The sequence below is a fragment of the Kitasatospora sp. NPDC088346 genome (genome assembly GCF_044740765.1).
Classification (GTDB): domain Bacteria; phylum Actinomycetota; class Actinomycetes; order Streptomycetales; family Streptomycetaceae; genus Kitasatospora.
The window spans coordinates 1-15762 of sequence record NZ_JBIURH010000010.1; the positions used below are offsets into that span (position 1 = coordinate 1).

The 15762-nt window shown below is 74.4% G+C and carries 13 protein-coding genes; 8 read left to right on the forward strand and 5 right to left on the reverse strand.

Going from position 1 to position 15762, the window contains the following annotated elements; translation table 11 throughout:
- Positions 1–150: 150 nt before the first annotated feature.
- Positions 151–1215: a LacI family DNA-binding transcriptional regulator gene (locus ACIOFR_RS15780; RefSeq protein WP_400996977.1), complete on the reverse strand. Its 1065-nt coding sequence runs from the start codon at positions 1213–1215 to the stop codon at positions 151–153.
- Between the two features lie 261 nt (positions 1216–1476).
- Between ACIOFR_RS15780 and ACIOFR_RS15785 the strand changes: the two genes are divergently transcribed.
- The 7 genes from ACIOFR_RS15785 (at position 1477) to ACIOFR_RS15815 (ending at position 8401) form a co-directional block, all read left to right on the forward strand.
- A complete protein-coding gene (locus ACIOFR_RS15785) occupies positions 1477–2808 on the forward strand; it encodes a hypothetical protein (RefSeq protein WP_400996979.1) in 1332 nt (443 codons plus the stop codon).
- 7 nt (positions 2809–2815) lie between these two features.
- Positions 2816–4207, forward strand: a complete 1392-nt coding sequence (locus tag ACIOFR_RS15790; protein WP_400996981.1) for a hypothetical protein — start codon at positions 2816–2818, stop codon at positions 4205–4207.
- Positions 4204–5715, forward strand: coding sequence for a CHAT domain-containing protein (locus ACIOFR_RS15795; RefSeq protein ID WP_400996984.1), 1512 nt, complete (start codon positions 4204–4206; stop codon positions 5713–5715). Before ACIOFR_RS15790 ends, ACIOFR_RS15795 begins: the two co-directional genes overlap by 4 nt.
- Positions 5712–7160, forward strand: coding sequence for a hypothetical protein (locus ACIOFR_RS15800; protein WP_400996987.1), 1449 nt, complete (start codon positions 5712–5714; stop codon positions 7158–7160). Before ACIOFR_RS15795 ends, ACIOFR_RS15800 begins: the two co-directional genes overlap by 4 nt.
- A 101-nt stretch (positions 7161–7261) precedes the next feature.
- On the forward strand, positions 7262–7558 hold the full coding sequence (locus ACIOFR_RS15805) for a hypothetical protein (RefSeq protein WP_400996989.1): 297 nt from the start codon (positions 7262–7264) through the stop codon (positions 7556–7558).
- Positions 7559–7628: 70 nt separating this feature from the next.
- Positions 7629–7850: a hypothetical protein gene (locus tag ACIOFR_RS15810; RefSeq protein WP_400996991.1), complete on the forward strand. Its 222-nt coding sequence runs from the start codon at positions 7629–7631 to the stop codon at positions 7848–7850.
- A 98-nt stretch (positions 7851–7948) separates the two neighbouring features.
- On the forward strand, positions 7949–8401 hold the full coding sequence (locus ACIOFR_RS15815) for a DUF6234 family protein (protein WP_400996993.1): 453 nt from the start codon (positions 7949–7951) through the stop codon (positions 8399–8401).
- Positions 8402–8486: 85 nt separating this feature from the next.
- Here the strand turns inward: ACIOFR_RS15815 and ACIOFR_RS15820 are convergent, their stop codons facing one another.
- Entirely contained in the window at positions 8487–9848 is a 1362-nt protein-coding gene (locus ACIOFR_RS15820) for a hypothetical protein (protein WP_400996996.1), read from the reverse strand.
- A gap of 666 nt (positions 9849–10514) precedes the next feature.
- Here ACIOFR_RS15820 and ACIOFR_RS15825 point away from each other — a divergent pair.
- Positions 10515–11459: a hypothetical protein gene (locus tag ACIOFR_RS15825; RefSeq protein WP_400996998.1), complete on the forward strand. Its 945-nt coding sequence runs from the start codon at positions 10515–10517 to the stop codon at positions 11457–11459.
- Positions 11460–11749: 290 nt separating this feature from the next.
- On the opposite strand, the gene ACIOFR_RS15830 is transcribed toward ACIOFR_RS15825, so the two are convergent.
- The 3 genes from ACIOFR_RS15830 to hydA form a co-directional block, all read right to left on the reverse strand.
- A complete protein-coding gene (locus ACIOFR_RS15830; protein ID WP_400997000.1) occupies positions 11750–13240 on the reverse strand; it encodes an NCS1 family nucleobase:cation symporter-1 in 1491 nt (496 codons plus the stop codon).
- A gap of 74 nt (positions 13241–13314) precedes the next feature.
- A complete protein-coding gene (locus ACIOFR_RS15835) occupies positions 13315–14331 on the reverse strand; it encodes a TIGR03842 family LLM class F420-dependent oxidoreductase (protein ID WP_400997002.1) in 1017 nt (338 codons plus the stop codon).
- A 20-nt stretch (positions 14332–14351) separates the two neighbouring features.
- Complete coding sequence (gene hydA, locus ACIOFR_RS15840; protein ID WP_400997004.1) at positions 14352–15752, reverse strand: dihydropyrimidinase; 1401 nt, start codon at positions 15750–15752, stop codon at positions 14352–14354.
- Positions 15753–15762 lie beyond the last annotated feature (10 nt).

Genomic DNA, 15762 nt, shown 5'->3' on the forward strand with positions numbered 1-15762 from the left:
TCTCCCCGGCCCATTCCCCCATTGCCACAAGAAGCAGTCTGGCCCCGCCGCTCACGCGGCGGGGCCAGAACCCAAGATCTTCACGAGCCTTCTAGCACCCCGGTGGGCCTTTCGGCCGCCGACCTGCGGCTCCCGGCACCACCGGACCGGTCAGGCCGACTCGCGGACCACCAGCTCGGTCGCCAGCACCACCTGGCGGTGGGCCCGACCGGGCGCGGCGATCTCCTCCAGCAGCAGCCGGGCCATGGTGCGGCCCATCTCCTCGATCGGCTGCCGGACGCTGGTCATCGGCGGCTCGGTGTGCCGGGCCACGATCGAGTCGTCGAAGCCGATCACCGCGACGTCCTGCGGCACCCACCGGCCCGCGGCCCGCAGCACCTGCATCGCGCCGGCCGCCATCACGTCGGAGGCGCAGAACACCGCGTCCAGCTCCGGGCCCCGCGCCAGCAGCTCCCGCATCGCCACCCGGCCGCCCTCCTCGGTGAAGTCGCCGAGCCCGACCAGGTCGTCCCGGTACGGCCGGCCGGCCTCCTCCAGGGCCGTGCGGTAGCCGCTCAGCCGGGCCCGGGCGCCCTCCATGTCCAGCGGGCCGGTGATCGTCGCGATGGCCCCGCAGCCGCGCCGCAGCAGGTGCCGGACGGCCATCCGGGCGCCGCCGGCGTTGTCCGCGAGCACGTAGCTGAGCGGTTCGCCGTCCTCGCGCCGGCCGGCCAGGACGGAGGGGATCTCCAGGCTCTCCAGCAGGGCCGGCAGGGGGTCGTCCTGATGGACCGACACCAGCAGGACGCCGTCCACCCGCTGGGCGGTCAGATAGGCCGCCAGCCGGTCCCGCTCGCGCTGGTTGCGGACCAGGATCAGCAGCAACTGCATGTCGGTCTCGGCGAGTTCGGCCGAGACGCCGCTGATGATGTCGGAGAAGTACGGTTCCGAGAAGAGCCGGGTCTCCGCCTCGGGGACGACCAGCGCGATCGAGTCGGTCCGCGAGGTGACCAGGGTCCGGGCCGCCCGGTTGGGGACGTAGCCGAGCTCCGCGACGGCCGCCAGCACGGCCTCCCTGGCCTTCTCGCTGACCCGGGGCGAACCGTTGACCACCCGGGACACCGTGCCGCGTCCCACGCCGGCCAGCGCCGCCACCTCCTCCAGGGTCGGGCGCGCCGTCCCCCGGGGGGTGCCACCGGCCGCAGCGCCGTCCGAACCGCCCACCGCCTGTGCCATCGCCTCGCCTCTCCCGCCCGACCCGGTCAGGCAACCTTCCCACACCCCCGCGGGGGGTGTGCCCGGCGCCGTGGCCGCCACCGCCGGTCACCGGGGTGACCCACCGTGACGTGCGGCCCGCTCGCCCCCAGCCGCCACGCCCGGTCACCGATGTGACCCACCGTGAGCGGATCCGGTGCCAGGTCCGGTGCCGATTGCCACGCTCACCCGATCGGCGCAAGCTGGGAGCACAGCCGTCGTCGGTCACCCGAGGTGGTAGAGATGGCGCATGCACCCGAGGTGGTGCCGTGGAGGTCGGACGTGGGCGGGGACGGCACCGATACGGCCGCGTACATCGTCCCCTTCGACCGCGACGGCACCTGCACCGGCCCGCGGACGGCCGACGCGGTGGTCGCCGGGTCCGCCCGGGCCACCGACGTCTTCCTGTTCTCGCACGGCTGGAACAACGACTGGGCCGCCGCCACCGGCCGCTACGACGCCTTCATCCACCACTACCTCGACCTGCGACGACAGTGGTGGAGCCGGCCCGACCGCGACTACCGGCCGCTGCTCGCCGGGGTGTTCTGGCCGAGTACGGTCCTGGTGGCCCCCGGGGAGCGGGCCCCCGCGATCGCCGGGGGCGTCCCCGCGCCGGATCCGCCCGACGGCTCCGACCCGGTGGCGCCGCTCACCGAGCACCTCGCGCCGGACCGGGCCGAGCGGCTGCGCCGGCTCGCCGCGCAGGACCGGCTCGACCGGACGCAGGCCGCCGAGCTCGCCGCCCTGGTGGCGCCCGCCCTCGCCGGCGGGGACGAGCTCCGCCCGGACTCCGGCCCGCCCACCGCCGACCAACTGGTCGAGCTGTGGTCCCGGCTGCCCGACGACCGGGGCCGGGGCCGCGCCCGCGGCCGCCCGGGCGGCTTCGTCGACGAGGCGGCGAGCGCACCCGCCGAGACGGCCGGCGGGCTCGGCCTGTTCGATCCGCGCACGCTCGTCCGCACCGCCACGGTGCTGCTGATGAAGGACCGGGCCGGCCGGGTCGGCGGCCGCGGCGTGGCCCTGCTGCTGCGCGCCCTGCTGGACGCCGCGCCCGGCGTCCGGGTGCACCTGGTCGGCCACTCCTACGGCTGCCGGGTGGTGCTGTCGGCGCTGTGCAACGGCCCGGCGCCCGCGCGGCCGGTCGAGTCGGTGCTGCTGCTGCAGCCCGCCGTGTCGGCCCTGTGCTTCGGCGCGGACGTGGACGGCGCCGGCACGCCGGGCGGCTACCGGCCCGCGCTGACCCGGACCGCCCAGCCAGTCATGACCACCTTCAGCCGGCACGACGTCCCGCTGACCACCGTCTTCCACTGGGCCGTCCGCCGGCCCGCCGACCTCGGTGAGGTGGTGATCGCCGGCGCCCCGCCCTCCCGGTACGCGGCGCTCGGCGGGTACGGCCCGCAGGGCGTCGACGGCCAGACGGTCACCGTCGCCGTCAAGGACCCGCCGGACCGCTACGCGCTGGGCCCCGACGGGCCGCGGATCATGGCCGTCGACGGCGACCGCTCGATCGCCGGTCACGGCGACGTGACCAACCCGGCGACCGGCTGGGCCCTGCTCTGCCAGGTGATGGGGTGAGCCGGCGGTGGCCGTGCACCTGCGTGCCGAGCACGACCTGCCGGCACTGAGAATCCGGCTCGCGGGCGCCGGACGCGCCCGGCCGGCCCGGGTCGGGTTCCAGGCCGTCCGCGGGCTGAAGGCCCCGATCGCGGCTGTCACCTGCACGGCCGCCGAGCTGGGTCTGCCGTCCACCCTGGCCCCGACCGACCAGCTCCCGGACGAGGGGTTCCGGCTCCCCGACACCGTGGTGCACGCCCTGCGGCCGGCCCTCGACGCGCTCGGGCCGGCGGCCGGCCCGCCGCAGAACGCGGTGTGGCTGGAGGTGGCCAACCCGCGCGGCTACCTCCACCTGGCGCCCTGGGAACGGATGCTGGCCCCGCTCGACCGGCCGGTGCTCAGGCTGCCGCACCACGTGCTGCGGGCGCAGCCGCCGTCGGACACCCTGGAGATCGCGATCTGCGCCGGCTCGCCGCCGGCCGGCCACGCCACCTTCCTCACCACCGCGGACCTCCTGGAGCAGCTGACCGGACTGTGGATCAGGCACTCGGGCCACCACGTCCGGATCCACCTCTTCACCGACCTGGCCTGCCACGCGGAGGTGGCCGGGTGGGCGACCTGCATGAGCCCGTACCTGGTGGTGCACGACCCGCACGACGCGGTCCGTTTCATGGGGCCGCGGGGAGCCTCCCTGACCGCGGACCCGGGCGAGCTGGTCAACCCGTGGCTGCGGTGGATCCGGGACGCGCTCCAGCACCGGGCCCTGGACGTGATCCACATCGTGAGCGACGGCTACCTCACCGCCGGCCGCGGGGCGATGGCGATCGCCGGGACCCCGCTGCTCGGCCCGGACCGCGCTCCCTCGACGTTCGTCGGCAGCGCCCAGCTGTGCACGCTGCTGGCGCAGGTCGGCGCATGGTGCCTGGTGGTGAGCGGCGCCCCCGGCAACCCGTCCGGCGCGGGGCTGCGGGAGCTGGCCGACGCGGTCGCGGCGGCGCGTCCGGGCCTGGTGATCGTGGACGAGCACGACCGGGACAGGGACGGCGGCCAGCTGGCGGCGACGGTGGACATGGTGGTCGGCGGCGGTCCCGCGGTCACCGGGGCGATGCCCGGGGTGGTCTGCTGGGCGCACCCCCGGTTCGTCGACTCCCCCGGCTCCCCGGCGCTGCTGCTGACCGAGGACCGGCGGTCGACACTGATCGGCGGCGCCACCCAGAACTCGCTGGTGGGTGACAGCACCCCCGCCTGGGTGGCCTCCGGCACCCGGTACCTGGAGGCGCAGCAGTCCGCCTGGATGCCCGACTCCCCGGACGCCGCCGAGGTCGACCCGGACGCCGCCGCGGCGCTCAAGTCGGTCTCCTCGCTGCTGGAGCGGCACGTACGCCGGCATCTGGACTCCGAACCCGGAGGTGCGACATGAGCCGACTGGTCTTCCAACTCTCCGGCTCGGTCGGGCTCGACAACCTGACGCACGTGCAGATCTCGCTGTCCGAGCCGCCGGTCTTCGGCGTCCCCGCCCACCCGTTCCACTGCACCGGGGACGAGAAGGCGCTCACCGCGCTCCGCGACACCCGGACGCCGGTCGACGACGCGACCAGGAACGCGGGCCTGTTCCTCTACGAGGAGGTGATGCGCCACCCCGGGGTCGCGACGCACCTGCCGGCCGCGCTGAGCACCCAGCGCCCGCAGCGCTACCCGGTGTTCGTGGAGCTGGCCACCGGCGCCGAGATCGAGGCCCTGCCCTGGGAGTCGCTCTGCTCGCCCGACGGCGACTTCCTGGGCCTGGACGAGCGCTGGGCGGTGGGCCGCATCGTCAGCAGTCCGATCGTCGGCGAGCCGTACTGGTACTTCGCCCCGCCGCTGCGGATCGCCGCCGTGCTGTCCTGCCTCGGGATCCCGGCGGCCGACGAGTGGCAGGCCTTCCAGGACGCCCTGGCGGCCGTCCCGGGCGCCGCGGTCGAGCTGCTGGTGGTGGTGAGCGAGCACGCGCTGTACGAGCAGCTGAGCGGCGAGGGCGGCCCCGCGCACCTGGAGATGATGCCGGAGGACCTGGCCGACCTCCAGCGGCTGGTCGCCGGCTTCCGGCCGCACCTGCTGCACTTCTTCTGCCACGGCTCGGTGCGGGGCGGCCCGCACCTGGAGCTCGCCTTCGGCACCGACTGGACCACCGAACGCCCGGAGCGCAGCCTCACCGTCGAGGCCAGGGAGTTCCGGGACTTCGTGGAGGGCGCCTGTGACCCGCCCTGGATGACCGTGCTGAACTGCTGCCAGAGCGCCGCCTGCGGCGACGGCCCGGAGAACCTCCAGTCGATGGCGCTCCAACTGGTCTACGAGGGCGGCCTGCCCGCCGTCATCGGGATGCGCGAGTCCGTCCCCCAGGACGACGCCGTGCTGTTCACCCGGGCCTTCTACGAACGGCTGCTGCGCGAGCTCGAAGGCCGCGCGGACGCCCCGCCCGACACCGACGAACCGATCGACTGGGCGATGCTGCTGGTCGCCGTCCGCACCCGGCTGGCCCACAAGCACAAGGGGATGACCCTCTCGCAGGCCGCCTCCTCCACCAAGGAGTGGACCATCCCCGCCGTGTACCTGCGGCCCACCCCGACCTCCGTACGGCCCGCGCCGCCCGCCCCGCCCGTGCCGCCCGCCCCGCCCACGCCGGCCCCCGAGCCGCAGCCGGCCGACGGGCCGCCCCCCGGTACCTTGTCGGGCACCGGCACCCTGTCGGTCACCGGCGGATCGAGCGTCGGCGGATCGGGCGTCGCCGAGCGGCCCGGGGACGCGCCGCGCTCGCGACGGGCCGCCCGCAAGGAGATCGAGGTGCTGAAGGGGCTGCTCGCACAGCTGCCGGCGAGCATGCCCGCCGCGCTGCGGCAGGACGCCGAGGCCCGGCTGGGCGAACTGACCAGGCTCCTGGAGCGCCGGTGACTCCCCCGGCCACCGGCGCACCCGCCGCGCCCGACCCGGCCGGCCTGCCGGTCGCCACCGACGCGTTCACCGGCGGGGCCCCGGTCACCGGCCGCTTCGCCACCGACCACGCGCGCTGGACACTGGCCTCCGCCACGGTCGGTGAGCACCCCATGCTGGTCCCCGCCGAGGCCGACCCCTGGGAGTGGCGGGACGAGCGGATCGGCTGGGGCGTGGTGCTGCCCGACGTGCCCGGCCTCGACCCGGCGGCCCTGGCCCGGGCCGAGGACGCGCCGGAACCGATCCACCGGCTGGTCCAGGACCGGCACGGCCGGGTGCTGCGCTACCGCGCCGACAGCGGGTACGCGGACTGGACCCTGCGCGACTACGCGGGCGGCGGCGACCTGCTGACGGCCGCCTCGCCACCCGGGTCCGGGCCGCTCCAGCTCCCGATGTACCTGCTGATCTACGGCACGCCCGCCGAGATCCCCTGGCAGATCCAGTACGCGCTCAACCCGGTCCGCCTGGTCGGCCGGCTCGACCTGACCGGCGAGCCGCTCGCCCGGTACGTCGACGCGCTGCTGAACGACTGGGCCGGCTCCGGCGCGCGCTACGAGGCGCCGGTCATCTGGTCCGTCGACCACGGTGGCGGCGAGCAGGACATCACCACCCTGATGCGCGACTCGATCGCCGCGCCGCTCCACGCGCTGTTCACCGAGGAGGGCGAACAGGACATCACGGCACCGGAGTTCGTCGACGGCTCGGCCGTGGAGGCCACCGGCGCCGCACTCGCCGACGCGCTGGCCCGCAACTCGCCCGCGCTGGTCGTCACCACCAGCCACGGCATGACCGGGCCGCTGGACGACCCGGAGAAGCTGCGCGCCGGCCTCGGCCTGCCGGTCGGCCAGGACCTGGCACCGGTGGGCCCCGGCGAACTGCTCGCCCGCTGGCAGCCGGACGGCGCGATCTGGTTCGCGCGGGCCTGCTGCTCGGCCGGCGCGGACAGCCCCAGCGCGTACCACGGGCTGTTCGAGGCCGAGTCCCCGGTGGCCCGGGTGCTGGACGGCGTCGCCGCCGCCGGTGCCGGCGTGGCACCGCTGCCCCGCGCGCTGCTCGGCGCCGACCGCCCGCTGCGCGCCTTCGTCGGCCAGGTCGAGCCGACCTTCAACTGGACGATGTCCTTCCCGCCCAACCGGCAGGAGCTCACCGGCGCCATCGGTACGGCGCTGCGCGACCGGCTCTGCAACGGCCGGCCGGTCGGGCTGGCGATGGCCCCGTACTTCGACCCGATCGGCAGCCTGCTGCTGCGGTACACCCGCGCGGTGGGCACCTACGGCAGCAGCGTCCGGGAGGCCGCCCGGACCGCCCTCGACCTGGCGCTGTACAGCAAGGTGACCGCCTACGACCGGGCCGCGACGGTGATCCTCGGCGACCCGACGGCGGCGGTGCCGCGCCCGGCGCGCTGACCGGACGGGCCGGACGGCCCGGAGCGGGCGGGCCGGAGCGGACCGCCCGTCGGACGCCGTCCGGCGTGGCCGACCGGCCCCGGTCGGCCTAGCCTGGAGCGATGAGCAGCTACCACGGGACGGCGACCGTGATCGCCAGTGGTGTGGCGATCTCCGTCGAGGCCGACCTGCACGCCGACCACCCCGCCGACGGCCTCGCCAGCTGGCGGGGCACCCTCCGGGCGGACCCGAAGACCAGCGGCCGCGCCGCCCCGGACACCGACTTCTGGCAGGTCGCCGGGAACCGCTGGGGCAAGCTGCGGCTCCCGGAGGGCCGGGAGGGCGACTTCGTCACCACCTGCCACGCCGCCGGCGCCCTGCAGATGGAGATCAAGGGCAACGGTTCCGAGCCGTTCTGAGCCCTTTCGAGCCGGTCGCCGCGGGCCGGGTCGGCGCGCGGTGCCGGGCCGTCGGGCGGACGATTGAATCATGGACGCGACAGAGAGATGGTGGCCCTGCCCGGGGTGCCGCAGCAAGGACCGCGAGAAGGTCGTGTGGAGCGACTGGCGGATGATCGAGACCACCACGGCACCCACGGCGGAGCGCCCCGACCCGACCTTCCACCTGCACTTCCAGGAGACGATGGCCTGGCACTGCTCGGCCTGCGGGCTGTCCGGCCGCGAGGTGGTGGCCGTCGGCGCGAAGCGGTGAGCGGCCCGGACGCCGTGCGGCGCCCTGAGCCGATCCGCGGGGCCGGTGAGTACGCGTACTCAGGCGGCGGCCCTCCGGGTTCGGCCAGAGTGTCGGCCATGACACTGGTCTCCACTCCCGCGCCACGCCGTTCCACCGCCGGTTCCGTCCTCGGCGATCTCTCGCTGGCCTTCGCCGTCCTGCTGCTGGAGGCCGTGGTGGTGGCCGCCGTCGGCTTCTCGGCCATCCTGTCGCAGTGGGCGGCGCAGTCCGACCGGTCGGAGCCCCTGCCCGTGCCGGTGGGCCACGCCGTGGTCCTCGGCCTGGTCGCGGCGGGCGCCGCGCTGCTGGCGTTCAGCCTGCTGCGGCGGGCGAGCAGCCCGGTCACCGCATACAGCCAGGTTCTGGTGGCGGTCCTGGTGGGCCTGCTGACGCTGGCCGTCGCCTTCCCGAACACCCCGGCCCGGCAGCCGGCCCCCGCGCCCGGGGTCTCGTCCGAACCGGCCGTCCCCGGTGCCGGGGTGTGCCGCAGCGGCGGCGGCAACGAGGAGTGCCTCCGCTCGGGCGGCTGACCCGGACGCACCGGCCCGGGAAGGGCGCTGCGCCCACCCGGACGGGCGGGCGCAGCGGGCAACGACCGTGTGCGTCGAGCCGGTGTCAGGACACCTTGGCGTCGGCGAGCCGGCCGCTCTTGGTCAGGCAGTCGCGGAACTCGTACCAGGGGGCGGTGCCCGGCCAGCGCAGGAGGCCGCTGGCGCCGGTCCCCGCCGTCACGCTGCTGAACCGGCAGCCGTCGTAGAGCAGCTTGCCCGCCGTGGTGGCGGTGGCCGCCGTCACCTGGTGGGAGCCCATCAGCGCGCAGTCCTGGTAGCGCACCATCGGCCCGCGGGAGGGGTTGACGGCGTCGAAGCGGTACGCGTGGGTGACCGCGTTCGCGCCCCAGGCCTGGAAGGAGAGCGCGGTGTCGTCGCAGGAGACGAAGGTGATCGAGCCCTTGTACCAGGCGGAGTCGATGACCTTGTGGCCCGCGCCGCGCAGCTCGAAGCGGATCCCCTGCGCGTACAGCCGCATCGTCGAGTCGGCGCGGCCGGTGGCGGCGGAGCCGAGCTGGAAGAACGTCCCGGTGGAGGCCGCGTCGGTGAGGATGTACGAGCCGCCGGTGAAGTTCATCGAGCCGCCGCGCTCGTTGCGCACGAACGAGCCGGACTTGAACTCGACTTTGCAGTCACGGAACCAGTAGTTCAGGAACTGGTCCTGCTGCGGCTCCGCCGGCGTCATGCCGATCACCAGGAAGGCGTCGGTGTAGGAGCCGCCGATCTGGCAGTGGTCCCAGCCCATCTCACTGTTGAGGTCGGAGGTGGACGCCGGCCCGTCCAGTCCGATGCCGACCTTCCACGCCCCGCGCCACTCGACGTCCGTGTACCAGGTGTCCTGCACGCCGCCGGAGTCCGAGGAGTACGCGTAGTTGAAGGTGGAGGTGGCGTCCTGGCTGTCGAAGGTGAGGCCGCTGACGCGGATGTTCTTGTACCGCTGGCGGTTGGTCCACAGCGTGGTGTTCCGGGCCGTCGGCGCGTACGTGATGCGGGACAGCCGCTTGCCGTAGCCGGTGATCGAGATGCCGTCGACGATGCCGCCGTGTCCGACGCCGTCCTCCCCCGGCAGCAGCGAGTCCGGCTGCGTGAGCAGGTAGTTGCCGGGCGGGATCAGCAGCACCTTCTTCGGGATGGCGCCCGACACCGGGCCCTGCTGGAAGGAGCCGAGCAGCTCCGCCGCCGCGGCCCGGAACGCGGTGTCGCTGGGCGTCTGGCCCGTCGGGTCGGCGCCCTTGGCGACGACGTCGACGACGTAGGCGTCCGTGCCGGTGGTGGCCGCGGAGGCGCTGCCGCCGCCGAGGACGACGCTGCCCGCGAGGGCGCCCGCCCCGGTGAGGCCGGCGAGCAGGGCGCGGCGCCCGGGCCCGCGGCCGGCGACGCCGTCGGCCGGTCGTGGTGCGCCCGGTCGCTGTGCGTGAGTGGACATCTGTACCCCCGTGGTGTGCAGGCCGGCTCGGCCGGCCCGGATCAGGATGGATCATGGCGATGAGCCGACACGATCTTCATACACACCCTCGCCCCGCCACAAGACTCGATCGCCCACCGCCCGCCGCCGGACCCGTTCCGGCCCCCCGAAGCACCGTGAGTTCGGGTGCCACGACGGGCGGTTGCGGATGGCGTCCCGTCGCACCGGCCGGGCGGGGACCACGCCCCGGGGCTACCGCTTCGGCGACGTCCTGGAGTTGACCCGTCCCGCCCCGGCACCCGGCCGACCCCGGGAGCGGGGGGGCGGAGCGGCCCGCCCGCAACACCTTCCTTCACACTCTTCTGACGGTACGTCAACAAGTGGACGAGCGGCTCCCGGTACGCCGCGACCAGCGGCTCCCCGACCGCCCCACGCCGCATTGACCCCCCTCGGGCCGCTGAGTAGCATCAGCGCGCACCAGCAGCGGACGTCCGGGGCACGGGGCGCACCGGCGTGCCCGCCGTGACGCCCGCACCACCCGGCCGGCACCGTCGCCGACACCCCCCACCACCGAGGTTCCGCCGGCAGTGCCGGCGCCCCCGCCCCGCCCTCCCGCTGCCCCGCGGCGGCGGCCCGCAAGGCCCCGCACCGACGAGTCCGCGCGCCGCCGATCGAGGAGGTCCACGTATGCCGGGACGGTACTGCCCGACCTGCGGCTCGCTCCGGGCCTCCACCGCCTGCCACGAGAACCTGGGCCGCACCGACCCCGCGCCGCCGGCCGACCGGCACCGGCCTCCCCCGCCCTTCACGCCCCTCACCGCCGTCACCGGGCCGAGCCGGGCCCCCGCCCCCGCACCGATCCCCGTCCCGCGCCCGAACCCGCCGACGAGCCCGGCCCCGGACCTGGGCACCTTCACCGTCCGCCCGCACCGCGGCCGCGGCAGCCACCGCCGGATCCGCCACCCGCGGCTGCACCGGGCCCGCCGCGGCGCCCTGCTGGCAGGCACCGGCCTCGCCGTCCTGGGCGGCGGCCTGGTGTTCGCGTTCACCTCCACCCCCGACGGCCAGGTGGACCGCGCGCTCCTCGCGCCACCCGTCGAGCGCGTGGATGTCGCGCCGACCGCCGGCAGCTCCCCGTCACCCGCGCCGACGCGGCCGCGCACCCCGTCCGGAAGACCGTCCGGAGCGGCCGCCTCCGGCTCGCCGGCCACCGGTCCGACCGGCGGCACCACCGGCGATCCGGCCCCCGCCCCGAGCCTGCCGCCGACCACCGACCCGGCACCCACCGGCACCGACGGCACCACCGCCACGACGGGCACCACCTCGACCGACCGGCCGTCGCCCCCGGCCTCGCCCTCGCCACCGGGCCCGACCTCCCCCGCGCCGACCAACAACATCGCGCCGACCGTCCTGCAGCCGGGCGCCCGCGGTCCCGCCGTCCAGCGGATGAAGAAGCTGCTGCAGCGCATCGGCTGCACCCACGTCACCAGCGGCGACAGCTTCGACGCCGCGACCAGGGAGCTGATCGTCAGGTACCAGACGACCCGCAAGGTCAACGACGGCCCGCTGGGCGTCTACGGCCCGCACACCAGGGCGACCCTGGAGTCCGAGGGCGGCTTCGCCTGCGGCTGAGCCCGGGCCCGCGGCGCGGACTTCACGCGGGCAATTGGCAGGCCCGGCAGATTTCGTGGCGGCCCTCGGGCGTGACGACGGTGCCCCAGGCGCGGCACTCCTGGCAGTCACGGGCGGCGATGACGTCGGCACGGGGGGCGGGAGCATGGGGGTGGGCTCCGCAGGTCCTGCTCTGATGCACCTCGGTAGAGTTCTGCATACGTTTGATTATGCCATATTCCGAATAGATATGCACACCTCTCGATCGGCGGGAGCCTCCGGGGAGGAAGCCCCGGAAGCCCCCGCCCGGATCAGCGCCGGGCCGCCTCCCGGACGCCGGGGCTGATCAGCACGTAGAGCAGCGTCGCCGAGCCGAAGCCCACGGCCCAGCCGTAGTCGGCGAGCGGCCGGAGGACGGGGATCAGGCCGTCGGCGGGGAACGGCCCGCCGTACGAGCCGCCGACGGCGAGGAGGCCGCCCACCACCAGGGCCGTGACGGCCCGCCAGTTCCAGCCGGCGGCGTACCAGTAGCGGCCGCCGGGGCGGTAGAGGTCGGCCAGGTCGAGGCGGGTGCGGCGCAGCAGCCAGTAGTCGGCGATCAGGACGCCGGCGACGGTGCCGAGCAGGCCGCCGACGACGCCGAGCCAGGTGAAGATGTAGATCTGCGGATCGGTGATCAGCTTCCACGGCATGATCACGATGCCGACGACGCCGGTGACGAGCGCTCCGGTGCGGAAGTTCACGAACCGCGGCAGCAGGTGGGCGAGGTCGTACGCGGGGCTGACGACGTTGGCGGCGATGTTCACCGAGAGGGTGGCGACCAGCACCACCAGCAGCGCGAAGAGCGTCCCGGTGACGCTGTCCATCTTGGCGGCGAGCGCGATCGGGTCCCAGAGGGGTTCGCCGTAGACGGCCTGCGAGCCGGAGGTGACCAGGACGGAGAGCAGCGCGAACAGGGTCATGGTGGTGGGCAGGCCGAGGGCCTGGCCGCGGATCTGGGCGCGCTGGCTGCCGCCGAAGCGCGTGAAGTCGGGGATGTTGAGGGCGAGCGTCGACCAGAAGCCGATCATGCCCATCAGGGCCGGGAAGAAGACCTTCCAGAACTCGCTGCCCCAGCCGAGCTTCGACGGCTGGTCGAGGAGCGGCCCCAGCCCGCCCGCCTTCGCGGTGATCCAGGCCAGCAGCGCGAGCGCGCCGACGATCACGAACGGCGCGGCCCAGTTCTCGAACCGCCGCAGGGTCTCCATCCCCCGGGCGATGATGGCCATCTCGATCAGCCAGAAGACACCGAACGCCAGCCACTGCGTCCAGGGCTCACCGCCGATCTCCGCGGCCTCCTGCCACCAGGGGCCGAACAGTTTCCCGGCGAGCAGGAAGATCCCCTCGCCGCCGATCCAGGTCTGGATGCCGAACCACGCGCAGGCCACCGCGGCCCGCAGCATCGCCGGCAGGTTGGCGCCCCGCAGCCCGAAGGAGGCGCGGGCGAGGACCGGGAACGGGATGCCGTACTTCGTACCGGCGTGGCCGGTGAGGATCATGGGGATCAGCACCACGAGGTTGCCCAGCGCGATGGTGAGCACCGCCTGCTTCCAGTCCATGCCGAGGGCGACCAGCCCGGAGGCCAGCGTCCAGGACGGGATGTTGTGGGCCATGCCCACCCAGAGCGCGAGGAAGTTGTAGGTGGTCCAGCTCCGCCGGGCGACCGGGACGGGGTTGAGGTCCGGGCTGGCGAACCGGGGGTCGGAGGGGTCCGCGGCGAGTTCGACTCTGCCGTCGGCGTGGGTGGTCTGGTCTATGGACACGGGCGGCCGCCTCCGGATGTGGGGGCGGCGGCCGCCCCCGCATCCGGAGGCGGCCGCCGGGGAGGACGTCGGGGTCAGGTCAGGGTCGGGATGATCTGCTCGCCGTAGGCGTCGATGGTGCTCTCGACGGCGTCGTGCATGGCGTACACGGCGAACTGGTCGACGCCGAGCTCGCGCAGCTGGGCGAGCTTGGCACGCTGGGCCTCGGCCGGTCCGATCAGGCAGAAGCGGTCGACGATCTCGTCGGGGACGAAGGTGGTGTCGGGGTTCCCGGCGCGGCCGTGGTGGCTGTAGTCGTAGCCGTGGCGCTCCTTGATGTAGGCGGTCAGCTCCTCGGGGACCATGCCGGAGTGCTCGCCGTAGCGGGAGACCAGGTCGGCGACGTGGTTGCCGACCATCCCGCCGAACCAGCGGCACTGCTCGCGGGCGTGGGCGAGGGCCTGCGGCGAGTCGTCGGCGGTGACGTACGCGGGGGCGGCGACGCAGATGGTGACCTTCGCCGGGTCGCGTCCCGCCTCGGCCGCGGCGGCGCGGACGGCCTTGACCATCCACTCCGTCAGGAACGGGTCGGCGAGCTGCAGGATGAAGCCGTCCGCCTGCCGGCCGGTGAGGGCGAGCGCCTTGGGTCCGTACGCGCCCATCCAGACGGGCAGTGAGGCACCGGGCTTGACCCACGGGATGTGCATCTCGGTGCCGTCGACCTCGACCGTGCGCCCCTCGGCGAGTTCCTTGATGGCGTGCATCGCCTGGCTGAGCCGGGCCAGGGTGGCGGGGCTGCGGCCGGCGACCCGCATCGCGGAGTCGCCGCGGCCGATGCCGCAGACGGTGCGGTTGCCGTACATGTCGTTGAGGGTGGCGAACAGCGAGGCGGTGACCTCCCAGGTGCGGGTGGAGGGGTTGGTCACCATCGGGCCGACGGTCAGCCGCCGGGTCTCGGCGAGGATGCGGCTGTAGATGACGAAGGGCTCCTGCCAGAGCACCGCCGAGTCGAAGGTCCAGCCGTGGCTGAAGCCCGCCTCCTCGGCGCGTTTCATCCGGTCGATCAGCAGCCGGGCGGGCGGGTCCGTCTGGAGGACGAGTCCGATGTCCACTCTTCTTCTCCTGGGGTTGGTCAGCCGAGGTACTGGCAGGTGGCGCGGGGCTGGAAGCGGCCGTGGCCGGCCCGGCCGAGCCAGACGCCGCCGTCCAGCACGACGGTGCCGCGGGAGAGCACGGTCCGTACCTTCCCGGTGATCTCACGCCCCTCGTACGCCGAGTAGTCGACGTTCATGTGGTGGGTGGCGGCCGAGATGGTCTGGCGGGCGGCCGGGTCGTAGATCACCACGTCGGCGTCGGCGCCGGGGGCGATGGTCCCCTTGCGGGGGTAGAGGCCGAACATCCGGGCGGGGGCGGCGCAGGCGATCTCGATCCAGCGGCGGCGGGTGAGGTGCCCGTCGACGACGGCCTGGTGCAGCAGGTCCATCCGGTTCTCCACGCCGGGCAGGCCGTTGGGGATCTTGGAGAAGTCGCCGCGGCCGAGCTCCTTCTGGCCGACGAAGCAGAACGGGCAGTGGTCGGTGGAGACCACCTGAAGGTCGTCGGTGCGCAGGCCGCGCCAGAGCGCCGCCTGGTGCTCGCGCGGGCGCAGCGGCGTCGAGCAGACGTACTTGGCGCCCTCGAAGTCCGGCTCGGCCAGGTTGTCGGTGGACAGGAACAGGTACTGCGGACAGGTCTCGCCGAAGACCGGCAGGCCCTGGTCGCGGGCGGCGGCGAGTTCGGCGACGGCCGAGGCCGCGGAGACGTGGACCACGTACAGCGGGGAGCCGGCCACCTGGGCCAGCTTGATGGCCCGGTGGGTGGCCTCCGCCTCCAGCAGTTCGCGGCGGACCTCGCCGTGGTAGCGGGGGTCGGTCTTGCCCGCGGCCAGCGCCTGTTCGACCAGGACGTCGATGGCGATGCCGTTCTCCGCGTGCATCATGATCAGGCCGCCGTTGTCGGCGCCGCGCTGCATGGCCCGCAGGATGCGTCCGTCGTCGCTGTAGAAGACGCCGGGGTAGGCCATGAACAGCTTGAAGGAGGTGACGCCCTCCTCGACGAGCAGGTCCATCTCCTTGAGGGTGGACTCGTTGACGTCGGACATGATCATGTGGAACGCGTAGTCGATCGAGCAGCGGCCCTCGGCCTTGTCGTGCCAGGTGTCCAGGCCGGCCCGCAGGGTGGCGCCGACCGACTGGACGGCGAAGTCGACGATGGTGGTGGTGCCGCCCCAGGCCGCGGCGCGGGTGCCGGTCTCGAAGGTGTCGGAGGCGGCGGTGCCGCCGAACGGCAGCTCCATGTGGGTGTGCACGTCGACGCCGCCCGGGATGACGTACATCCCGGCGGCGTCGATGGTGCGGTCGGCGGTCCAGCCGTCGGCGACGGAGCTGCCGGTCGCGGCGAGCGCGACCACCTGCTCGCCCTCGATCAGCACGTCGGCGCGCAGCTCCTCGGCGGCGGTGACCACCAGGCCGCCCTGGATCACGGTGCGGGTCATGGCGCCTCCT